This window comes from Pseudonocardia kunmingensis (genome assembly GCF_006716445.1).
Lineage (GTDB): Bacteria > Actinomycetota > Actinomycetes > Mycobacteriales > Pseudonocardiaceae > Pseudonocardia > Pseudonocardia kunmingensis.
In genome coordinates this window covers 1,109,611-1,131,725 of record NZ_VFPA01000002.1, presented here as the reverse complement: position 1 = coordinate 1,131,725, position 22,115 = coordinate 1,109,611, and the positions used below count along the sequence as shown (strand labels likewise).

Annotated in this window: 21 protein-coding genes; 15 read left to right on the top strand and 6 right to left on the bottom strand. The window is 72.4% G+C overall.

All coding sequences use genetic code 11. The annotated features are described in order from the left end of the window. Positions 1 to 3: 3 nt before the first annotated feature. Positions 4 to 1,539 (top strand): ABC transporter substrate-binding protein, encoded by a 1,536-nt coding sequence (locus tag FB558_RS21165; protein ID WP_142056054.1) that lies wholly within the window; start codon positions 4 to 6, stop codon positions 1,537 to 1,539. Positions 1,540 to 1,560: 21 nt separating this feature from the next. Here the strand turns inward: FB558_RS21165 and FB558_RS21160 are convergent, their stop codons facing one another. Further along, positions 1,561 to 2,571, bottom strand: coding sequence for an N-acetylglucosamine kinase (locus tag FB558_RS21160; RefSeq protein WP_170231443.1), 1,011 nt, complete (start codon positions 2,569 to 2,571; stop codon positions 1,561 to 1,563). Further along, positions 2,562 to 3,269: an IclR family transcriptional regulator gene (locus FB558_RS21155; RefSeq protein ID WP_142056052.1), complete on the bottom strand. Its 708-nt coding sequence runs from the start codon at positions 3,267 to 3,269 to the stop codon at positions 2,562 to 2,564. Before FB558_RS21155 ends, FB558_RS21160 begins: the two co-directional genes overlap by 10 nt. Positions 3,270 to 3,397: 128 nt before the next feature. Between FB558_RS21155 and FB558_RS21150 the strand changes: the two genes are divergently transcribed. From FB558_RS21150 to FB558_RS21115, 8 genes are all read left to right on the top strand, one after another. Next, the gene (locus tag FB558_RS21150) at positions 3,398 to 4,552 is read left to right on the top strand and encodes a M20 family metallopeptidase (RefSeq protein ID WP_142056051.1); all 1,155 of its coding nucleotides are present in this window, start codon (positions 3,398 to 3,400) and stop codon (positions 4,550 to 4,552) included. Further along, the gene (locus FB558_RS21145) at positions 4,549 to 5,844 is read left to right on the top strand and encodes an alanine racemase (RefSeq protein WP_142056049.1); all 1,296 of its coding nucleotides are present in this window, start codon (positions 4,549 to 4,551) and stop codon (positions 5,842 to 5,844) included. Before FB558_RS21150 ends, FB558_RS21145 begins: the two co-directional genes overlap by 4 nt. A 33-nt stretch (positions 5,845 to 5,877) precedes the next feature. Then, on the top strand, positions 5,878 to 7,197 hold the full coding sequence (locus FB558_RS21140) for an MFS transporter (RefSeq protein WP_142056047.1): 1,320 nt from the start codon (positions 5,878 to 5,880) through the stop codon (positions 7,195 to 7,197). Between the two features lie 85 nt (positions 7,198 to 7,282). Next, on the top strand, positions 7,283 to 9,019 hold the full coding sequence (locus FB558_RS21135; RefSeq protein ID WP_211366718.1) for an IlvD/Edd family dehydratase: 1,737 nt from the start codon (positions 7,283 to 7,285) through the stop codon (positions 9,017 to 9,019). A gap of 77 nt (positions 9,020 to 9,096) precedes the next feature. Next, a complete protein-coding gene (locus FB558_RS21130; RefSeq protein WP_142056043.1) occupies positions 9,097 to 10,527 on the top strand; it encodes a GntP family permease in 1,431 nt (476 codons plus the stop codon). A 36-nt stretch (positions 10,528 to 10,563) separates the two neighbouring features. Next, complete coding sequence (locus FB558_RS21125; protein ID WP_142056041.1) at positions 10,564 to 10,848, top strand: helix-turn-helix domain-containing protein; 285 nt, start codon at positions 10,564 to 10,566, stop codon at positions 10,846 to 10,848. A 17-nt stretch (positions 10,849 to 10,865) separates the two neighbouring features. Next, positions 10,866 to 11,243, top strand: a complete 378-nt coding sequence (locus FB558_RS21120) for a hypothetical protein (protein WP_142056039.1) — start codon at positions 10,866 to 10,868, stop codon at positions 11,241 to 11,243. Between the two features lie 298 nt (positions 11,244 to 11,541). Beyond that, positions 11,542 to 12,246 carry a GntR family transcriptional regulator gene (locus FB558_RS21115; protein WP_246106642.1) on the top strand — a complete coding sequence of 235 codons (705 nt, stop codon included), beginning with the start codon at positions 11,542 to 11,544 and terminating at the stop codon, positions 12,244 to 12,246. Between the two features lie 72 nt (positions 12,247 to 12,318). On the opposite strand, the gene FB558_RS21110 is transcribed toward FB558_RS21115, so the two are convergent. From FB558_RS21110 to FB558_RS21100, 3 genes are read right to left on the bottom strand one after another with little or no spacing between them, the layout of a single operon-like run. Then, the gene (locus tag FB558_RS21110; RefSeq protein ID WP_142056037.1) at positions 12,319 to 13,878 is read right to left on the bottom strand and encodes an NCS1 family nucleobase:cation symporter-1; all 1,560 of its coding nucleotides are present in this window, start codon (positions 13,876 to 13,878) and stop codon (positions 12,319 to 12,321) included. Positions 13,879 to 13,906: 28 nt separating this feature from the next. Next, positions 13,907 to 14,698, bottom strand: a complete 792-nt coding sequence (locus FB558_RS21105; RefSeq protein WP_142056035.1) for an SDR family NAD(P)-dependent oxidoreductase — start codon at positions 14,696 to 14,698, stop codon at positions 13,907 to 13,909. Between the two features lie 3 nt (positions 14,699 to 14,701). Next, positions 14,702 to 15,364 carry an isochorismatase family protein gene (locus tag FB558_RS21100; RefSeq protein WP_142056034.1) on the bottom strand — a complete coding sequence of 221 codons (663 nt, stop codon included), beginning with the start codon at positions 15,362 to 15,364 and terminating at the stop codon, positions 14,702 to 14,704. A 162-nt stretch (positions 15,365 to 15,526) separates the two neighbouring features. On the opposite strand from FB558_RS21100, the gene FB558_RS21095 reads away from it, so the two are divergent. Both FB558_RS21095 and FB558_RS21090 read left to right on the top strand, forming a co-directional pair. Next, positions 15,527 to 16,315, top strand: a complete 789-nt coding sequence (locus FB558_RS21095; protein ID WP_170231442.1) for a FadR/GntR family transcriptional regulator — start codon at positions 15,527 to 15,529, stop codon at positions 16,313 to 16,315. 5 nt (positions 16,316 to 16,320) lie between these two features. Continuing rightward, positions 16,321 to 17,718, top strand: coding sequence for an amidohydrolase family protein (locus FB558_RS21090; protein WP_246106695.1), 1,398 nt, complete (start codon positions 16,321 to 16,323; stop codon positions 17,716 to 17,718). A 48-nt stretch (positions 17,719 to 17,766) separates the two neighbouring features. Here FB558_RS21090 and FB558_RS21085 read toward each other — a convergent pair whose 3' ends face one another. After that, positions 17,767 to 18,162, bottom strand: a complete 396-nt coding sequence (locus tag FB558_RS21085; RefSeq protein WP_142056028.1) for a RidA family protein — start codon at positions 18,160 to 18,162, stop codon at positions 17,767 to 17,769. 220 nt (positions 18,163 to 18,382) lie between these two features. On the opposite strand from FB558_RS21085, the gene FB558_RS21080 reads away from it, so the two are divergent. The 4 genes from FB558_RS21080 to FB558_RS21065 are packed head-to-tail and all read left to right on the top strand — an operon-like array spanning position 18,383 to position 22,115. Continuing rightward, positions 18,383 to 19,753: an amidohydrolase family protein gene (locus FB558_RS21080; RefSeq protein ID WP_142056027.1), complete on the top strand. Its 1,371-nt coding sequence runs from the start codon at positions 18,383 to 18,385 to the stop codon at positions 19,751 to 19,753. 13 nt (positions 19,754 to 19,766) lie between these two features. After that, positions 19,767 to 20,669, top strand: coding sequence for an allantoinase PuuE (gene puuE / locus FB558_RS21075; protein ID WP_142056025.1), 903 nt, complete (start codon positions 19,767 to 19,769; stop codon positions 20,667 to 20,669). A 21-nt stretch (positions 20,670 to 20,690) separates the two neighbouring features. Beyond that, a complete protein-coding gene (locus tag FB558_RS21070; RefSeq protein WP_142056023.1) occupies positions 20,691 to 21,311 on the top strand; it encodes a hypothetical protein in 621 nt (206 codons plus the stop codon). Between the two features lie 6 nt (positions 21,312 to 21,317). Beyond that, positions 21,318 to 22,115 (top strand): energy-coupling factor transporter transmembrane component T family protein, encoded by a 798-nt coding sequence (locus FB558_RS21065; RefSeq protein ID WP_142056021.1) that lies wholly within the window; start codon positions 21,318 to 21,320, stop codon positions 22,113 to 22,115.

Genomic DNA, 22,115 nt, shown 5'->3' with positions numbered 1-22,115 from the left:
TTGATGCCCGGGGTTCTCCGGCGGGTGGGCAGCTGGTGGGGTGATCTGCGCGGGGCGTGGCGCGCCGTGATCGTGATCGTGCTGGTCGCGGTGCTGACCTATGCGGTGACGGTGATCGTCGACCGCTGGCGGTACTGCGAAGCCGACATCGCACGTGGCGACGGCGGCGGCTGCGTCGGGATCACCGACGGCTCGCACGGCCCCGTGTTCGGGGCCGGGACGGCGGAGGCGCTGCGGATCATCGGTGAGGAGAACGCCCGCATCGCCGCGGATCCGGGCGACAAGGAGATCGTCAGCATCGCCTACCTCGTGCCCATCCCACCGCCGGGGGTGGAGGACGACTACGCGGTCCGCCTCAGCGGCGACGTGATGGGGGCCGCCATCGCCCAGCGCCAGGCCAACCGGACCACCACCCTCGGCGACCGCCCGCTGATCCGGTTGCTGGTGGCCAACGTCGGCGACTCGGCGGCACCCGCGCCGGAACCCGTGGACGATCTGATCGCGATGGCCGGACCCGACTTCGCCACCCACAAGCTGATGGCCGTCGCCGTCAGCGGCAAGTCCCTGGACCCGATGATCGGCGTGATCGACGAGCTCGTCGCCGCCGAGGTGCCGGTGCTCGTGTCCCACCTGACCGCCGAGCAGGTCACGTCCGCACCCGTCGCCGCCGACACCTCACTCGCCCGGGTCGCTCCCACCACGTCCGACGAGTCCGCCGCACTGGCCGCCTACCTGCGCCCGTCCACCGGCCGAGCGCTGATCGTGCAGAACAGCGACCAGAACGACCGGTACGCGGCGAGCCTCGGCTCCGCGTTCCGGGAGCACTACACCGCCGCGGGCCACGCGATCGTGGAACCGGTCGAAACCTACGTGGGCGGGCCCTCCGCGGCGAACGCCATGGACGACATCATGGTCCACGTCTGCCAGCAACGCCCGGACGTCGTGTTCTTCGCCGGCCGGGCGGCCGAGCTGGCACCGTTCGTCGCGGCGTTGCCCAAGCGGACCTGCCTCGACCACCCGGTGCGGGTCGTCACCGGCGACGACGGAGCGAGCTTCGCCGAGGCGGTGGCCCGCGGCGAGCCGGGGCTGCGCGAGGGGTTGCAGGCGAACGCCTCCGTGGCCTACACCTCACTCGCCAACCCGGACGCGTGGCAGGCCTCCCCCGAGCTGTTCGCCTCCGGCTCGGCCGACTACCTCACCGGCGGGTGCCCGGACTGCTTCCCGACGCACTTCCCCGACCACGGCCTCGACGACAGCTACGCGATCATGGGCTACGACGCCGTGCTCACCGCGGTCACCGCCATCCGGCAGCCCGACGGTTCGGTCAGCACCCCCGACGCGGTGGTCCAGGAGTTCAAGCGGCTCCACGGACCGAAGGCCGTGGCCGGGGCGAGCGGGTGGATCTCGCTCAGCGCCACCGGGAGCCCGGTCGACAAGGCGGTGGCCATCATGGGGGTGCTCCCGGACGGCACCGCCGAGTTCCTGCAGCTCAGCTCGCCGTCGGGCAGCCCCTGCCGGCCGGGCACCCCGCCCTGCTGAGCCGCCGTGCCGAGGCGCCGGTCACCTCGACGGCGTCGCCGCTTCCAGGGACTCCGCGATCCGGTGCAGGTAGCGCTCGTCGGCGATCGGCCCGCCGCGCTCCGCGCCCAGGCAGGCCAGTGCCGCGCCGACGACGGCGGGCACCGACATCCGCCGCACCACGGCACCGGGCAGGGCGCGCGCGACGCCGTCGTCGACCAGCCGGTCGAGCCGCTCGTGGCCCGCGGTGAGCAGGCTCCCGGCGAGCACGACGTCGCTTCCGGTCGTCGGCACGTTGGCGCGGTTCATCGCGGCGGCCGCCATCGTGACGACCTCCTGGGCCTGCCGGTCCACCAGCTGACGCGCCACCGGGTCGCCGTCGGCGTCCGCGTCGAGTAGCAGGGGGGTCAGGTCCGCGAGGGCGGGGGCGCCCGCCCGGCCCCGGTGCAGGTCGGCCACGGCCTGCCGGACGGTCGGCCGGGCGAAGTGCGCGGCCACCCGGTACCGCAGGGAGGTGTGCGGGCCACGCCCGTCCTCGGCCCGGCTGGCGGCGAACAGTACCTCGGACCCGAGGGTCAGCGCGCCGCCCCAGTCACCGGAGATCGTGCCGAGGGCCAGGTAGCCGGCCGTCCTCCCGGTGGCCGAGCGCGCCAACGCGTTGATACCGCTGCCGAACTTCACCGCGACCCCGGCGGGGCGGCGCATGCCCGCCCAGAGCACGGCGTGGATGTCGTTCTCCACGACGAGGTCCGTGCCCGCGAAGTGCGCGGCGAGGGCGGCGCGCACGTCCTCGCGTTCCTCGGGGAGGTCGACCCCGGCCACGAAGGCGACGACGCGCGCCACCGGCGTCGACGCCGGCAGGCCGGCCCGGGCGAGGGCCTCACCGCGCAGCCGCTCGACCACCGACGCGGCCTGCACCGCCCCGACGCTCTGCGGCGACGTGCTGCCCGCCCGCACCCGCGCGAGCACCTCGCCGGCCGGCGTGAGCAGGGCGGTGTCGGTCTCGAAGGTGCCGCCGTCGACGGCGAGGAACAGCCGGGACACTAGGTCCACCCGAGCTCCCGGGAGACCTCGTCGCACGCTTCGAGCAGGCGTGGCGTGCCGGATGGCGGGACCCGGGTCGGGACACCCGACCGCGGCAGCGTGAGCGTCATCGCCGCGACCACCGCCCCCGTCGAGTCCCGCACCGGTGCCGCCACGGTAGCGACGTCGGCCCGGTGCTCGTCCCGGTGGTCGGCCCGCCCGACCGCGAACCCCGCCTGGCGCACCGCGTCGATCTCGGTGCGCGGCACCGCCTGGCCCAGCAGGGTCTCCATCTGCTCCTGCGGGAGCGCGGCGGCGAGCACCGCGGTCGCGGGCGCGTGCAGCGGGAGCACCTCCCCCACCCGCGCGGGCCCGGCGTGCGGTCCCCTCCCCGCTGCCACGGCGACGACGACCGCCTCCCCCTCCTCGTGGGTCGCCAGGTGGACCCAGCCACCGGTCGAGTCCCGCAGCCGGTCCATCGCGGGCCGCGCGACCGACGCGACGTCGCGCGACTCGATCGCGAACGACGCCAGGTCGAACAGGCGCCGCCCGAGCCGGTAGTGGTGGGCGTCGGCGCGGTGGACGAAGTGGTGCTGCTGGAGCGTGACCAGCAGGCGGAGCACGGTCGACTTGTGGACGCCGAGCGACTCGGAGATGTCCGAGAGCGTGGTCCGTCCGGCGGCGATCTCGTCGAGGATGCGGAGTCCGCGGTCCAGGCTCTGACTCATGGTGCGTTGCAGTGTATGCAACCGCGGCTGTGACCGCGTTGACCCCTGTAGATGCCACTGCTAAGAAGCCCTCTAGCTCGCAGGAAGCACCGTTGCATTCCACGCAACGGAGCGATCAGGAGGTGGACGTGGCCGATGTCGAGGAGCTGCTCGCGCAGCTGATCCGCATCCCCAGCATCAACCCGAGGGGGCGGGCCGAGCCTGCGGAGACCCCTCTGGCCGAGTACGTCGCCGACTGGGCGCGCGGCCACGGCATGGCGGCGGACCTCCACGAGGTCGTCGACGGCCGCTGCAACGTCGTGGTCACCCTGCCCGGCGACAGCGCCGAGACGATCCTGCTCGAGACCCACCTGGACACCGTCGAGACCGAGGGCATGACGGTCGCCCCGTTCGCGCCGACGGTGGCCGACGGCCGGCTCCACGGGCGCGGCGCCTGCGACGCCAAGGGCCCGCTCGCGGTGTTCCTCACCGCGATGGCGGACCTCGCACGACGCGGCCCCCGCCCGCACACCGTCGTCCTCGCCGGCGTCGTCGACGAGGAGCACGTCTACCGCGGCGTGCTGCACCTGCGCGACCAGGGCGTCACCAGGAACGGCCCGGTGGTCGGTGCCGTCGTGGGCGAGCCGACCTCGCTGCGCATGGTCACCGCGCACAAGGGCTGCATGCGGTGCCGGATCACCGCGCGCGGGCCGGGCGGCCACTCCTCGGAACCGTGGGGCCGGGTCAACCCGATCGCCACGCTCGCCCAGGTCGTCGACCACCTGACCGGGGAGTACGCACCGGCGCTCGAGGCGCTGGCACGCCCGCTCGTCGGGCCACCGTCGCTGGCCGTCACGATGATCGAGGGCGGCACCGGGCCGAACGTGCTGCCGGAGAGCGCCACGATCACCGTCGACCGCCGCACCGTCGCCGGCGAGGACCCGCACGCGGTGTGGAGCGAGCTCCGCCACGACCTGCTGACCCGCTGGCCCGAGCACCTCGAGGTCGCCGAACCGCACATCGTCGACCACGCCCTGGAGACCGATCCCGGCGATCCGTTCGTCCGCGCCGTCGGCGACGTGCTGCGGGAGGCGGGCCACGACCCCGAACCGAAGGGCGTCGGGCACGGCACCGACGCGTCCAAGATCGCGTGGGACGGGGTGCCCTGCGTCGTCTTCGGTCCGGGTGCGATCGCACAGGCCCACACGCCTGCCGAGTTCGTGCCCCTCGCCGAGCTCCACGCCGCGCGCGGGGTGCTGGACGCCCTGCTCCGGCGACGCATCCACACCGGAGCCCCGGCGTGACGCCGACCGCCGCGACCCACCTGATCGACGACGGGCCGATCGGCTGGCGTTTCAAGGGCCTGCCCCCCGATGCCGCCGGTGGCACGCTCGCCGCCCTCGGCGCCGAGGGCAGGTCGCTCTTCGACGCCGGCTTCGGCTGGCCGCTGCTGGTGCTGCGCGACTCCGCGCTGCGGCACAACGCCGAGCTGATGGCGCGCTACTGCACCGAGCACGGCGCCTCCATCGCCCCGCACCTCAAGACCACCGCCTCGCCCGAGCTCGCGGAGTACGCCCTGCGCGCGGGCGCATGGGGTGTCACCCTCGCCACCCCGTACCAGGCGCGGGTGTTCATGGCGGCGGGTCACGCCCGCATCCTGCTGGCCAACGAGCTCGTGGACCGCGCCTTCGCCCGCGAGGTGGTCGGCTGGCTCGCCGAGGACGAGGCGCGCGCCTTCTACTGCTACGTCGACTCCCGCGAGGGCGTCGAGGTGCTGCGCGCGGCCCTCGACGGCGTCGCGACCCCCCGCCCGCTGCCCGTGCTGATCGAGGTCGGCCACGACGGCGGCCGGGGCGGCTGCCGGGACTCCGACGCCGTCGCCGCGGTCCGCGACGCGGTGCGGTCGGTGGACGGGCTGGCCCTCGCCGGGGTCGCCGGCTACGAGGGCTCGGTCAGCCACGCGCGCGACGCGCACGGCCTGTCCGCCGTCGCGGGTTACCTGCGTTCGGTGCGCCGCGCGATGGAGCTGGTCCTGCCGCACGCCGACCCGCGGCTGGACGAGTACGTCGTCTCGGCGGGCGGCAGCCTCTACTTCGACGTGGTGGCCGCCGAGCTCGGTGACTGGCCCGCCGACCGGGACGTCCGGTTGATCATCAGGTCCGGCGCGTACCTCACCCACGACCACGGCCTTTACCGCGCGCTGTCCCCGCTGGACGGCAGCGCACCCGGAGCAGCGCGAGTGAGCCGGCTCGTCCCGGCGATCGAGGTGTGGGCACCGGTGCTCAGCAGGCCCGAACCGGGGCTGGCGATCCTGGGCGCGGGCCGGCGCGATCTCAACTGGGACCAGGGCCTGCCGGCGCCGATCCAGGCCCGCGACCACCGCGGCCGCGACGCCCGGGACGCCGCGGGATGGACGATCGACGCGCTCGACGACCAGCACGCCTACCTGCGACTTCCCCCGCAGGCCCGGCTGGGGCCCTCCGACCTGGTCCGGCTGGGCATCTCGCACCCCTGCACGATCCACGACCGCTGGCTCACCGCCGTCGTGGCCGCCGACGACGACACCGTCGTCTCGGTGGCCCGCTGCTACTTCTGACGACCGCCCCCGCCCGACCGGAGAAGGACCCCCGTGACAGTCCCCGGAACCACCGCATCCGTGTCCACGAAGCGATCGAGGGTCCGGTTCGCGGTCCTCGCCTCGAACTTCGTGATCCTGTCCCTGAACTACGCCGACCGCGCCGTCATCGGCGTCGCGGCGCCGTTGATCATCGCCGAGTTCGGGTTCTCCAACGCCGCGTTCGGCTGGATCCTCGCCGCGTTCGCCTTCACCTACTCGCCGTTCGGGTTCATCGGCGGGTGGCTGGCCGACCGGCACGGCCCCGCGAAGGTCATGGGCTGGGCGGCCATCGCCTGGTCCTGCTTCACCGCATTGACCGCCGCGGGCGTGGGGTTCGTCAGCCTGCTGCTCATCCGACTGCTCTTCGGCGCGGGCGAGGGCCCGCAGGCCACGGTCACGGCCAAGATCATGCACAGCTGGTTCCCGAAGCGGGAGCTCGGCACGGCGGTGGGCATCGCCAACGCGGCCACCCCGCTCGGGGGCGCCATCGGCACCCCGGTGGTGGTGGCGATCCTCGGAGCCACCCAGGGCAACTGGCGGATCCCGTTCGTCGTCTTCGGCGCACTGGGCGTCCTGTTCGCGATCGGCTGGTTCGTCGTCGTCCGCGACACCCCCGAGCAGCACAGGTGGGTCTCCCCCGCCGAGCTGGCGCACATCCGCGAGGACCGGGTGCCGGGCGCCACCGTCGGCGACGACGGGGAGCACGCGGACCACCTGCCCTGGTGGCAGTACCTGACCCGGCCCGCCGTGTGGACCACGGCGGTCGCCTACTTCGGCTACGCCTGGATCCTCTGGACCTTCCTCAACTGGTTCCCCACCTACCTCGTCAACGAGCGCGGCATCGACCTGGACGAGCTCGCCGTCGCAGGTGCGGTGCCGTGGGTCGGCGGCTGCATCGGCCTCGCACTGGGCGGCCTGTTCACCGACCTGCTGGTCCGCCGCACCGGCCGGTCGCTGGGGCCGCGCCGCTGGACGGTGGTCGTCTGCCTCGCCGCGACCGGCCTGCTCTTCGGCGGGATCGGGCTCGTGTCCAGCACGGTCGGCGCCGTCGCACTGATGACCGTCGTGGTGTTCCTGCTCTACTTCACCGGCGCCCAGTACTGGCTGATCGTCGGCGAGGCGGTGCCCGGACCGACATACGGCTCGGTGTCCGGTGCGGTGCAGATGTTCGCCACCACGGCCTCGATCATCGCCCCGGCCCTGACCGGCTACCTCGTCGACTCGTCGCTGGGATGGACGGGCACCTTCGCGTTCGCGGCCGCCGTCGCCCTCGCGGGCGCGCTCCTGCTGGCGCTGTTCGGCAACGTCCGCAGCACACCCCGGCCGGCCTGAGGCCGCGGGCCGGCGGACTTGCGCCGGCCCGCCCGGGCGTGGTCTCATCCGGCAGCACTGATTATCAATAAAAAGGATGATGACGATGCCGTCGCAGCACCAGGGCCTCCGGGGGAGCCTCACCAGCTACGGGGACGCCGAGTTCGCCCTGTTCCTGCGCAAGGCGTTCATCAAGGGCGCCGGCTACGGCGACGACGCGCTGGACCGCCCGGTCATCGGCATCGTCGACACCGAGAGCGGCTTCAACCCCTGCCACGGCAACGTCCCGCAGCTGATCCAGGCGATCGAGCGCGGCGTGATGCTCGCCGGCGGCCTGCCCGTGTCGTTCCCGACGATCTCGATCCACGAGAGCTTCGCCCACCCCACCAGCATGTTCCTCCGGAACCTGATGGCGATGGACACCGAGGAGATGCTGAAGGCGCTCCCGGTCGACGCGGTCGTGCTCATCGGCGGCTGCGACAAGACCGTCCCGGCACAGCTCATGGGCGCCGCGTCGGCGGGCAAGCCGGCCATCCAGCTCGTCACCGGCTCGATGCTCACCGGGTCGCACCGCGGGCGCACCGTCGGCGCGTGCACCGACTGCCGCGCGTTCTGGGGCCGCTACCGCGCCGAGGAGATCGACGCCGACGAGATCGCCGAGGTCAACGGGCGCCTGGTCGGCAGCGTCGGCACCTGCTCGGTCGCCGGCACCGCCAGCACGATGGCGGCGGTGAGCGAGGCCCTCGGCGTCGCCCTGCCCGGCAGCGCCACGCCGCCGGCCGTCACCGCCGACCGGATGCGCGTGGCCGAGGCGACCGGCACGCGCGCGGTCGGCCTGGCCGAAGAGGGGCTCACGCTCGACCGGATCCTCACACCGGCCGCGTTCGACAACGCCTTCCGGATCCTGCTCGCCATGGGCGGTTCCACCAACGCGCTGGTGCACCTGGCCGCCGTCGCGGGCCGCTGCGGCTACCGCCTCGACCTCGACGCCTTCGACGCGCTCGGCCGCGAGACCCCCGTGCTCGTCGACCTCAAGCCCTCCGGCGACCACTACATGGAGGACCTGCACCGGGCCGGCGGAATCCCGCGGCTGATGCTGGAGCTGCGCGGCCAGCTCGACCCGACGGCGCTGACCGTCACCGGGCGGACCCTGGGCGAGGAGCTCGACGACGCCCCGGCGCCGTTCGCGCAGGACGTCATCCGCCCCCGTGACAACCCGATCCACAACGGCGGCAGCATCGCCGTCCTGCACGGGAACCTGGCGCCGGGCGGCGCGATCATCAAGCAGTCGGCCGCCACGCCCGCGCTGCTGGAGCACCGCGGCCGGGCCGTCGTGTTCGAGGACGCGGCCGACCTCGCCGAGCGGATCGACCGCGACGACCTCGACGTCGACGCGTCCGACGTGCTCGTCCTGCGCAACATCGGCCCCGTCGGGTTCCCCGGCATGCCCGAGGCGGGCTACATCCCCATCCCGCGCAAGCTGGCGAAGGCCGGTGTCAAAGACATCGTCCGGATCTCCGACGGCCGCATGTCGGGCACCGCGGCCGGCACGATCGTGCTGCACAGCTCCCCCGAGGCGGCCGTCGGCGGCCCGCTCGCCCTCGTCCGCACCGGCGACACGATCGCGCTGTCGGTCGGCCGCCGCTCGCTGGTCCTCGAGGTCGACGACGCCGAGCTCGCCCGCCGGGCCGCCGGCGCCGCGCCGCCCCGGCCGCGCCCCGAGCGCGGCTACGCGAAGCTCTACGTCGACGAGGTGACCCAGGCCGAGGAAGGCTGCGACTTCCGCTTCCTGCAGGCCGTCGACACCCGCGCGAGCGTCCCGTCGCGCGCCGGGTCCGCCTGACCCGCTCCCCCGCCCCACCCCCGTCCCGACCCCGTCGGGTCCACCACCCCGTGGATCCACCACTCCAGGAGACACTGTTGTCCTACGAGGCTTGGGTCGTCATGGCCGCCGTACTGGCCGTGGGCGTCCTCCTCACCCTGATCATCGTGTTGAAGGTGCAGGAGTTCCTCGCGCTCCTGCTCACCACCCTCGCCTTCGGCCTGGCCGTCGGGAACGGTCCGACCGAGCTGATGGACCTGGTCGTCGGCGAGATGGGCGACTCGCTCGGCCAGCTCTCGCTCGTGATCGCGCTCGGCGCGATCTTCGGGATGGTCCTGCAGCACGCCGGCGCGGCGGAGCGCATCGCCGTCACCCTCGTCGAGCGCTTCTCCGACCGCACCATCTCCTGGGGCCTCGGGCTGGCCGGGTTCCTCGTCGCGACCTCGGTCTACATCGACGTGGCGATCGTGGTGCTCGTCCCCATGCTCTACGGGGTCGCGCAGCGCACGGGCAAGTCGCTGCTCCACTACGGCATCCCGCTGTGCGCCGGGCTGAGCGCGGCGTACACGTTCATGCCGCCCGCACCCGGCCCGCTCGCGGCCTCCGGGATCATGGGCGCCGACATCGGCCTCGTGGTGCTCTTCGGCGCCGTCTGCGGGATCCCCGCCGTCGCCGTCGCGGGCCCGCTGTTCGGGCGGTTCATCGCGCGCCGCATCCACGTCGTGCCGCCCGCGGCGATCGTCGGCTCGGCCGACCCCGTGGCCCCCGCCCTCACGACGCCGTCGACCGGCACCGACGGTTCCTCCCCGGCGACCGCGACGTCCACCGTTGACGTCCGGGCGGAGCCGGAGCGGGACCTGCCCTCCTTCGGGTCCGTCGTCCTCGCCCTGCTGATGCCCCTGCTGCTCATCCTCGTCGGCACGGTCGGGCGCCTGATGGGCGGCGAGTCGCCGGTCGCCACCACGTTGACCTTCGTCGGCAACCCCGTGATGGCGCTGCTGCTGACCGTGCTGTTCAGCATGTGGGTGTTCGGCGTCCGCCGCGGGATCGGGCGCGCCGAGCTCGGCAGGCTCGCGGGCACCGCGCTCGGCCCGGCGGGCAACATCATCCTCGTCACCGGCGCCGGCGGCGTGTTCGGCGGTGTGCTGGTGTCGTCCGGCCTCGGCGACACCCTGTCCGCGGCGATGCGCGACGCCAGCATCCCGCTCGTCGTCTTCGGCTTCGTCGTCGCCGCGGTCATGCGGATCTCGCAGGGCTCGGGCCTCGTCGCCATGGTCACCGGCGCCACGTTCAGCGCACCCCTGGCGGAGTCGCTCGGCGCGAGCCCGACCACGGTCGCCCTGACCTGCATCGCGATCGCCTGCGGCGGCGCCGGGTTCTCCCACGTCAACGACTCCGGCTTCTGGATGGCCAACCGGTACTTCGGCATGAACGTCGCCGACACGCTGAAGTCCTGGACCGTCATGAAGTCCCTGGTCGGCCTCACCGGGTTCGCGGTCGTGCTCCTGCTGAGCCCGTTCGTGAGCTGACGGGTCGGGGGTGCGGACCGAGAGGCGGTCTCGGACGTGGACCACGGCACCGGCCCGACCGTCGGGCAGCGCATCGCACAGCTGCGCGGCGACCGGACACAGCAGGAGCTGGCCACCGCGGCCGGAGTGTCAGTCGACCTCATCCGGAAGCTCGAGCAGGGCAGCAGGCACACGCTGTCGATCGCGAGCCTGCACAGCATCGCCCGCGCGCTCGACGTCGATGCAGGGCACCTGCTGTCGAGGACGACGCCGCTACCGGATCCGTCCGAGCACTCCGGCGCGGTCGCGATCCGCGAGGCCCCACCTACGTCGACGACCTGATCGGCGACGACCCGGACGTGGAGCCGCTCACCGTCTCGGGCGGCTACGACGAGCTCGGGCAGCTGCTGCCCGGCGCGATCACACAGTCCAGGGCGATGGTCCGGGAGGCGCGCGCCGACGAGCGATCGGGCGCCCACGACGTCGCCGCGCAGCTGCACCAGCTCGCGGCGTGCACGCTCGTGCACCTCGGCTACCCCGACGTGGCGCACATGGCGCTGCGCGAGGCGCTCTCCCTCGCCGCCGCAGGCACCGATCCGCTGCGGGTACTCCGACGAGAACCAGCGCCGAGCCGCCCCCTTTCGCAGGTGAACGGAACACCAGAGCTGTCCATGCAAGATCGAACAACCCTGGTGTTCCGCTCACCCGCAAAACCGGGACCCGCCCGGCAAGCATGATCCGAACTTTCGGTCGTCCATGGTCGTGATCGCAACCATGTGCACCCGATATCGCGGATCATGCGCGGGACCACCACCGAACGGCCCCGGCCACCGCCGACACCCCGACAACGGCACCGGGCACTGCCGCTCCTGCTGGGGTGCGCAGGTCGCGGATGTCCGCCGGTGGATCGCCACCGCCGCGCTGACCAGAACCCGAGCCCGGATGTTGCCGGCACGGCCCCGCCGGCACCGGACGCGGCGGCTGAACGTGCTCGTGCCGGTCTCTCCACCGGAGGAGGACGGTCACCGTGCGAACATGGAGGACCCGGGGAACGACGAGGAGGCCGGTCGGATGGGTGGCGACGGGGCGGTGCGGACGCGGGCCGCCGGGATCGTCGCCGAACTGGCCGCCGAGCTCGAGGAGGAGATCGCCCTCGGTCTCCTGCACCCGCGGGAGCGCCTCGTCGAGGACGACCTCATGGAGCGGTTCGGCGCGAAGCGCCACGTCGTCCGCAGCGCGCTCGCCACGCTGGAGTCGCGCGGCGCGGTCGAACGCCGGGCCAACGTCGGGGCGTTCGTCCGCTCCTACACGGCGAAGGAGGTCCGCGACCTCTACGACGTCCGCACGCTGCTCGAGGCCAGCTGCGCGCGCAGCATCGCCGTGCCGGTGCCGCCCGAGCGGCTCGACCCGCTGGTGGAGTGCCAGCAGGCGCACGACGCCGCCGTCGCCGCCCAGGACCGGCGCGCCGCGCACCGGGCCAACCTGGCCTTCCACGCGATCCTGTTCGGCCTGTCGGACAACAGGACGCTCGTCGAGGCCGTGCGCCACCACGCCGGCATGACGTCGTCCATCCGCTCCCTCACCGTCGCCGACGACCAGTACCTCCTGCGCGCCCAGGCCGAGCACTGGGAGATGATCCGGGCGCTGCAGGAGGGCGACCGGGACCGGCTCGTCCGGGTCTGCGTGGCGCACCTCGAGCCGTCGCGGGACGCCTACCTCCGCCGGCTGGCCGTGGGCTGAGCCAACCGCTGTCAGCTCCGACCGTGCGGGCGTCCCGGGGACCGGGCGGAGACGCTGCTGGGGAGGCCGCGCCTACCGCGCGTCCTGCCCGGGAACCGGTGCCTCCCCCGCTGCGGCGTCTCGGCTCCCGCCCGGGACGAGCACGGAATCGACGTCCGGATACTCCTCGCCCTCCCGGCTTCCGGAGCCGGCCGCAGCCCGGTGGGGCGTCATCAGCAGCAAGTAGCACCCGCCTCCCACCGCGATCCCGAGGAACCAGTTGAAGGCGTAGAGCCCGCCCCACCCGGGGACGATAAGCCCACAGGTCGCCGCGAGGATCCCCACGGCGAGCGCCACGATCGCGCGGACGTTCCATCCGTTCGAGTAGGCATATGGACCGGTCGCCGACTCGGTGAACAGCCCGGCGACCGAGAGCGAGCGCCGCCGCACGTAGTAGAAGTCAACGAGCATGATCCCGGAGATCGGCGCCATCGTGGCGCCGATGACCCCGAGGATCTCGGTCACGATGGTCGCGTCCTCATACCAGAGCCACGGGCAGAAGGCGACGGCTGCGACCACGGCGATCAGCCCGGACCGCCGGAAGGACAGCCGGCTCGGCCAGAGGTTGGTCAGGTCGAACCCCGCGGAGACACCGTTGGTCGCCACGTTCACCGAGGCGGTCGCGACCAGGACGCACAGACCGCCGAAGATCGCGACCAGCGGCTGGTCGAACCCGGCCAATATGTCGATCGGGCTGGTGACGACCTCGCCGTAGATGCGCGCCGTGCCGACCGAGACCAGCAGGCTCATCACCGAGAACAGGAAGAACATGATCGGGAAGCCGATCCCCTGGCCGATGGCCTGGTCCTTCTGCGACCGTGAGAACCGCGTCAGGTCGGCGATGTTGAGGATCAGTGTCGCCACGGTGCCCAGGAGCGCGGTCATCGAGCCGACGAACGTCGGCCAGAACTGCGCCGGCGCGATGGTCGCGGGCGCATCGACCAGCGGACCGATCCCACCCACGCCGACGGCCGCCCAGATGACCAGTCCCACTGCCAGCACCATGATCGACGGGCCCGCCCAGACCTCCAGCCTGCGCACGCTCTGGATGCCGTGACCCATGATCCACGCGTGCGCTGCCCAACAGACCACGAACGCGATCAGCACGTCGATGTTCATCCCGAGAACGTGGTACTGCTGCAGGCTCGAATAGGCAGGCACCGCGGAGGAGACCACGGCCGCGATGGCTTGGCTCCCGATGTAGATGTGCACCGCGAACCAGAACACCGCAACCGAGGCGCGCAGCACGACGGGCACCTGCGCACCGTTACGCCCGAAGGCGGCGCGGATCAGCACCGGGAACGAGAGCCCGTACTTCGCACCGAGGACGCTGTTGGCCAGGATCGCCAGGAACGCGATCCCGTAGGCGCAGCACACGCAGGCCAGCGCCTGCCAGAAGCTCATGCCGATCGCGATGAGGTTCGCCGCGACCTCCCACGCGACGATGTTGTGCACGATCCCCATCCAGATCGTGGAGTAGTTCCACCAGGTCCAGTTCCGTTCGTCCGCCCGCAACGGGCGCATGTCGGGGTTGTGCAACCCCAGCCTGTTGCGGGCGTTCGCGGAGGTGGGGACAACGGTGTCGTGGCTCATGGACGCTTCCGCTTCAGTCAGGGACGGATCAGGGCATCACGTCGCCGCAGTTGGGCCCCAATGTCTGTCCGGTGTAGAGGTTCCCGGCGGGATCCGACGCGAGCAGGAGCGCGGTCGGCACGACTTCCTCCGGTTCGCCGAACCGGGGGATCACGAGCTCGGCGAGCTTGTCCCGGCGCCACCGCTCACTGACGTTCGCCATGAGTCGGGTGTTCAGCGGTCCCGGGGCGATGGTGTTCGCGGTGATCCCGTGGTGGGCCACCTCGAGCGCCACCGACTTGGTGAAGGCGATGATCCCGGCCTTGGCCGCCGCGTAGTGGCTGTGTTCCCGCCCGCCCTTGAGAGCGATCTGGGAGGCGACGGAGATGATTCGGCCGCGACTCTGCACCAGCATCGGCCCTAGGGCGGCCCTCGTCGCAAGGAAGACGCCGGTGAGGTTGACGTCGATCGTGCGCTGCCAGGTGGCCAGCGACATCGCCGCCGTCACAGCGGGCTCGGAGACCGCGGCGTTGTTGACCAGGACGTCGACACCGCCGTGGTCCCGGACCGCCTTGTCGACGAGCGCCGTGGCCACCTCCTCGCGGGAAATGTCGCCCTCGACGGTGCCCACGCGGGCGCCCAGAGCACGCAGCTCCTGCAGGAAGGCCTCGAACACCGCGGGCTCCTCGCCGACGTGGTTCAGGGTCAGGTCGGCGCCCGCGCGGGCGAACCCGATCGCCAGGGAACGGCCCAGACCGACGCCCGCCCCGCTCCCGGTGATGACGACCGATCGGCCGACCAGGCGGCCGAACCCGACGGGCCGTGGCTCGTTCCCGGTCATCGATCAGTACCTCTTGAGCTCCGCCACGACCTGCTCGAGGTCCATCACGTCGCCGAACCGGGAGTCGATGTCCAGCAGCGCGGCCTGGTGCCCGGTGTGGCTGCGGTCCCCCACGGCCTCGCGGGGCACCACGACACGGATGTTGTGGTTGAAGGCGCTCTCGCAGGTCGAACGGATGCAGCCGCTGGTGCTGACGCCGACGACGACCGCGGTGTCGACGCCCTGCCCGATCAGCATCGACAGCACGTTCGTCCCGAAGAACGCCGACGCCCGCGGCTTCTCGACGAGCGGTTCGTCGTCGCGACGGCCGAGCTCGGGGCGCAGCTGCACCCGCTCGCTGCCCCGGATCATCAGCGTGCTGTGGGGCGTCTTGCTGGTGACCACCGGACCGGCTTCCACCAGGCCGGGGTCGTAGGCCATCGTCGTGAAGACGATCGGGAGCTCCTTCGCCCGGAACACCTCGAGCAGGCCGGTCGTCGCCGCGACGACCGCCTCGACGTCGGACCCGAGCTGCTCGTCGGGTGCCGTCCAGGCTCCGGCGAGGTCGATCACGAGCAGGGCGGGCCTCGTCCCCCACCCGGACCGGCCTGCGAAGCCGGCCTCGCGGTAGAGCTGCCGCATCTCCTCGTTGTCGAGGCTGTGCGCTGCACGGTAGTCGGCTGGCATGAACGTCCTTCCCGCTGATGACGACCTGGTGCCGCTCGGCGCCAGGACCGTAGCAAGTTCCTCAGGTTTGAGGAAGTATTATCAGTTGCGACGCTGTTAATCCAGATCGGTCGTGCGTCGGGCAAGATGATGAACCATGACGTCGAAGGGCAGGGAAGCGCCGTGAACGGGGAGCCGACCACTGCGGGGGCAGAGCTCGGCGGTGACGCCGAGGCGTTGTTGCTGGTACTCCATCGCGCCGACGAGCCGATTGGGGCCCGCGTCGCCCGTCGACTGCTCGAGGAGGCGGGGCGCGAGCTCAGCGAGGCGAGCGTGTCGCGGGTGCTCGCGAAGCTGGACGCCGCGGGGATGACGGAGTCCGTCGGGCGCAAGGGCCGGGTCCTGACCGACGTCGGGCGCCGGTTCACGACGTCGAGCCTGCTCAGCCGCCACCGGCACGAGCAGTTCACCCGCGCGCTGGACCTGCGCAGCGTCCAGGAGGTGCTGGACTGGCTCCGCGCGCGCCGGGCGCTGGAGACCGAGATCGCCCGCCTCGCCGCCGAGCGCGCCCACCAGACCGAGATCGACGCCCTGGAAGCCGCCCTGGCCGACCACGAGCGACAGCTCGACCGGGGTGCCGACCCGACCCCGGCCGGCATGCACTTCCACCAGCTGATCATCGGCGCCGCCAAGAGCCCGCTGTTCGAGGCCCTCACCGGGAGCCTCTACACCCCTGCGCTCGCGCCGGTCGAGCGCGCGCTCGACGTCATCACCGGCGGGCGCGGCACGATCGGGCACTCCCCCGCCGAGCACGCCGTGATACTGGCGGCGATCAAGGACCACGACCCGGACGCGGCGAGCGAGGCCATGCACAGCCACCTCGATCGGCTCATCAAGGAGGTGGAGGAGTTCTCGGTCTCCTCGATGGCCTCGATGCTGCCCAACCTGCTGACCGTTCTGGCGGGGGCGTGACGGGGATGGGGCAGCGCCACTACATGGGCCATGACCTGGGCCATGACCTGCTCATCCGCGGCGGGATCGTCGTCACGGCCGCGGGCGGGGAACAGCGGCTCGACGTCGCGGTCAGCGCGGGGCGCATCTCCGCACTGCTCGAGCCGGGTGCCCCGATCGCGGCGGACGAGACCGTCGACGCCGACGGCCACTACGTGCTCCCCGGGGGGATCGACACGCACTCGCACGTCTCCTGGCCGCTGGCCGACGGTCGGGTCACCGACGACGGTTTCGACGGAGCCGGCGCCGCGGCGGCGCTGGGCGGGACGACCACCCTCGTCGACTTCGTGCCGCCGCTGCGCCCTGACCAGCGACTGCGCGACGCGAGCGAGGAGCGGATCGCCCAGATCGAGGCGGCAGCGCCGATCGACGTGGCCCTGCACCCGATCCTCAACCGGGCCGACGCGGGCGTGCTGGCCGACATCCCCGAGGTCATCCGGGCCGGGTTGACCTCGTTCAAGATGTACATGACCTACGGCGACCGGGTGAACGACGGCCAGATCTGGCGGCTGATGCAGCAGATCGTCGCGCACGACGGCCTCCCCGGTTTCCACGCCGAGAACCACGACCTGCTGACCGACTCCCTGGAGACGCTGGTGCAGCAGGGCCGCACCGCGGTGACCGACTTCCCCGAGAGCAGGCCCGCCCTCGCCGAAGCAGCCGCGATCCGCACCGTCACGCACATGGCGGGCAAGCTCGCCAGTCCCGTGTACGTCTTCCACGTCTCCGGCGACGAGGCGCTCGCGGCGATCAGGGACGGCCGCCGCGACGGCGTTGCGGTGCACGCGGAGACCTGCACGCATTACCTGACATTCGACGAGTCGGTCTTCGCACGACCCGACGGGTGGAAGTTCGTCATCACCCCGCCGATCCGCGGCGCGCACGACAACGCGCTGCTGTGGGAGGCGGTCGAGCGGGGCGCCGTCACGAGCGTGGGCTCGGACCACTGCGCCTACGACGCGGCGAGCAAGTCCGCCCACCCCGGCGACCACCGGCTCACCCCGCCGGGGGCCGCCGGCATCCAGGCCCGCACCCCCGTGCTGTGGGACCAGTGCGTCAACCGCCGGGGCCTGACCCCCGCGCACTTCGTCGCCGTGTCGTCCGAGCGGGCGGCGCGGGCGCTCGGGCTGAGCCCGCGCAAGGGCACGATCGCCGTCGGGAGCGACGCGGACGTCGTGGTGCTCGACCCGCGTCGGCGCTGGCGCGGCAGCGACCTACTCCCGGCCTCCCCCCGCACCTTCGACCTCTACGACTCCTACGAGGGCGCCGGCCTGCCGACCCACGTCTTCGTCCGTGGGAACGCGGTCGTGCGGGACGGGGCGTTCTGCGGAAGCCCCACGACCGGCGGTTTCGTCCGCCGCTGAGCGCCACCGGGGTGGCCCGGTGCGGCTGCGCCGGGCCACCCCCCGACCTCACCCGGCGACCGCCTCCGGCCGGACCGCGCTGGCCTCGATCTCGAACAGCAACTGCCCCGCCAGGGCGACGCCGACCGTGCTGCGGGCGGGGAACGGCGCGGCGAACCGGCGCCGGTACACGGCGTCGAAGGCCGCGAAGTCCTCGATCCGGGTGAGGAAGCAGGTCGTGCGCACCACGTCGGCGAGGCCGCACCCGGCGGCGGCCAGCACCGCCTCCAAGTTGGTGATCGCCTGCTCCACCTGCCCCTCCAGGCTGCCGGGCAGCTCGCCGGTGGCCGGATCCGTGCCGACCTGCCCGGCGGTCCAGACGGACCGGCCGTGGACGATCGCCTGCGAGTAGGTGCCCCCGGGTGCGGGGGCGTGCTGCGTGGACACCTGCTGGAGCTCGGACATCGGCTCGGACTTCCTTCCGTCGAACGGTTCGGGCGTCGACGCTCGCTACGTCGCGATCGCGTCGGCGCAATCGAGTATGACAGCCCTTCCTCAGATATGAGGAAGGTGTTACGGTGCCTCGCACCAGCCCCGGGGAACACTCGTCTCCCTGACTGCACCGCCGCGCCGCACGGGCGTGAGCCGGGCTGATCCGACCGACATCGAGATCCGCGGAGGCGCCATGCCCGCACCGTCACACTTCTTCGTCCGAGCCGACACGGTCTACCCGGCCGACCGGGCACGGCCGATCCAGCGCGGATACGTGGAGGTCCGCGACGGCGCGATCGCCGCGGTGGGCGCCGCGGACGAGGTGCAACCGTGGCAGGACCGGCCGGACGTGCCCGTCGTCGACTACGGCGCCGCCACCGTGTTGCCCGGCATGATCGACGCGCACTGCCACCTCACGCTCACCGGCGACGGCAAGACCTACGAGGAGCAGGTCCTCGACCCGGACGAGATGATGTCGCTGATCGCGGTGTCGAACATGCGTCGCCACCTGGCCAGCGGCGTCACGACGATCCGGGACAACGGCGGGCGCAACCGGGTCGTGTTCGTGGTGCGGGAGGCGATCCGGCGCGGCTACGTCAACGGCCCGCGCATGCTGCTCGCCGGGCGCCCGCTGACCCACGACTACGGGCACTTCTACTGGTGCAACGGGGTCGCCGACAGCGACGCGGAGATCCGCGCTGCGGTGCGCAGGCTGGTGGCCGAGGGCGCCGACCACATCAAGATCATGGCCTCCGGCGGGGCGACCGCCGGGAACATGCCCCACTACCCGTCCTACACGACGGACGAGATGCGCGTCGCCGTGGAGACCGCGCACGGCCTGGGCCGCCGGACCACCGCGCACGCGCGGGCCGCCCGGTCGATCGTCAACGCCGTGGACGCCGGCTCGGACTGCGTCGAGCATGCCGAGTTCCTCGTCCCGGCGCCGATCACGGAGTTCGGACCCGGTGTGGCGTCCGCGGGGACGATGGTCTACGACCCCGCCATCACCGAGCGCCTGCACGAGGCCGGCACCTTCGTCAGCTTCACGATCCAGACCGGCGGGTGGGAGACCCTCGGTGAGCTGACCGCGAAGCGGGAGCGCGACGAGCACACCGCCGAGGACGCCTCCCGCATCTCCGCGCTCGAGGCCTACTTCGACATGAAGCTGGGCATCTTCTCGAAGCTGCTCGCCGACGACATGATCGACCGGCTCGCGATCAGCTCGGACGCCGGGCCGTACGACGTGTCCTTCGGCGGTCTGCAGAACGGGCTGGTGCTCGCCGTGCGCGGCGGGATGTCGCCGACCCAGGCCCTCGACGCGGTCACCTCGGTCGCGGCGCAGGCCTGCGGGATCGACGAGCAGGTCGGCTCCCTGCAGCCCGGCAAGGTCGCGGACCTGCTCGTCGTCGCGGGCGACGCCACCACCGACATCACCGCGGCCTGGGACGTCCAGGCGGTCTACCAGTCCGGCCGCATCGTCGCCCCCGTCGTGGCCAGCTCCGGCGTCGACTCGGCGCCGATCAGGCACGAGGCGGCGGCCACCGCCTTCACGATCGACTGCTGAGCGAGGAGCGCCGATGACCCCCTACCCCCGCGACCTGGTCGGATACGGCCGGCGGCCGGTCGACCCCCGCTGGCCCGGCGGCGCGCGCGTCGCCGTGCAGATCGTCGTCAACTACGAGGAGGGCGGCGAGCACTCGGTCCTGCACGGTGACGCGCACGCCGAGGCGTTCCTGACCGAGGAACCGGCGACCGCCGTGCCCAACCTGCGCAACATCAACGTGGAGTCGCAGTACGAGTACGGCAGCCGCGCCGGGTTCTGGCGGCTGCACCGGCTGCTCACGCAGCGGCGGGTCCCGGTGACCGTCTACGGCATCGCCGAGGCGCTCGCGCGCAACCCCGAGGCGGTCGCCGCCATGCAGGAGGCGGACTGGGAGATCGCGAGCCACGGGCTGCGCTGGATCGACTACGCGCAGGTCCCGCCCGTGGTCGAGCGCGAGCACATCCAGCGGGCGATCGAGGTGCACACGAAGGCCACCGGCGCCCGCCCCACCGGCTGGTACACGGGCCGGATGTCACCGCGGACCCGCGCGCTGCTGGTCGAGGCCGGTGGCTTCCGGTACGACTCCGACTCCTTCGCCGACGACCTGCCCTACTGGGCCGACGTCGCCGGCACGCGGCACCTTGTGATCCCGTACACGCTCGACAACAACGACGGCCGCTACCTCAACAGCTACGGCTACGGCGGCCAGCGCTTCTCCGACTACCTGATCGCGGCCTTCGACCTGCTCCACGCCGAGGGCGCCGACGCTCCCAAGATGATGAGCGTCGGGCTGCACTGCCGGATCGCGGGTCGCCCCGGTCGCGCCGCGGACCTGGCCCGCTTCCTCGACCACGTCACCGCCCGCGACGGCGTCTGGCTGACCCGCCGGATCGACATCGCCGAGCACTGGCACACCCACCACGGCCCCGTGCAGTAGCCCACCAGCAGAGGACCCGTCATGGAACGCAGCACCTGGACGACCCTTCCCAACTGGGAGTTCCGCCTCCTCCCGCGGGACAACCGGACGCTGATCACCTGCGTCTTCCTCGGGCTGATCATGGCCGTGATCCTGCAGATCACCGAGCGGATCGACCTCGCCCTGACCGGCGGCACCATCCCGCTCGTCTCGGCCGTCGTGGTCTGCGCGATCTGGGTGCCCGCTTCGGCCTTCTACGGCCTCACGGGCGCGCTGATCACCGCCTGGATCAACCCGATCATCTCGAACCTCACCGCCTCGCAGCCGATGGCGCCGTTCCTGTTCCTCACCAACGCCGGGCACACGCTGCCGGTCGCCCTGCTCGTCTGGCTCATGAAGCGGTCCACCCGCGGGCTGAAGCTCTGGGAGGTGCTGGTCATCGGCCAGATCGGCGGCCTCGCCGACGCCGTGGTGTTCGGCATCGGCAACCGGCTGATCCTGCACATGCCGTGGGACTTCATCGTCGGCCAGATCCTGGTCATCCAGCCGTGCTTCTTCGCGGGCAGCTTCATCACCTACGTGGTCATGCGACGACTCCTGCGGACCGGCCTGATCCGAGGCGCCGGCAGCGCGTCTCGCCCGCTCAGCGCCGAGGAGATCTGAACCGGCATGAGCGGCGGCATGCTCTACCGCCCCGGCGCCTCGGTGCTCCACCGCGCCGACCCGCGGGCGAAGATGATCGCCATCCTCGTGGTGCTCGTCAGCGTCCTGAGCACGACCCGGCTCGACGTGCTGGGCGTGATGCTCGTGGTCGTCGTGGCCGCGCTGCACGTCCTGGCCGGGCTCACGGTGCGGTCGTACTGGAAGGCGCTCGTCGTCACGGTCCCGCTGATGGTGCTCCTGACCCTCCTGCAGGCCGTCGTGCAGGAGGGTCCGGTCGCCGCCACGGTGGCCGGGGTCGAGCTGTCGCAGCGCGGCCTCCTGCTCGGTGCCGGGCTCGCGCTCCGGTTGCTGACGATGGGCATCGCCTTCTACGGGTTCGCCGCGACGACGAGCCCGAGCGGGATCGCGCTCGCCGTGCACAAGGCCGGGGTCCCCTACAAGTTCGCCTACCTGACCAGCTTCGCGTTCCGGTTCCTCCCGCTGATCCAGGACGAGGCGCGCACGTTGCTCACCGCGATGTCGGTGCGCGGCGCCGCCGACGCGTCGTCGAGGAACCCCGTGGCGCGCGGGAAGGCGCTGGTCCGGATGGTCTTCCCGATGTTCCTGGGCGCGCTGCGCCGCAGCGGCGACATCGCCCTGTCGATGGAGCTGCGCGGGTACGGCCTGCAGACCCGACGGACGTTCGTCCACGAGCTCCGGATGGGCCGGTCCGACGTCGTGCTCGTCGCCGCAACGCTCGCGCTCGGCCTGGCAATGGCTGCGGTGCGGCTGAGCGGCTTCTCCGTCCTGCCGTGGGAGGCCTGA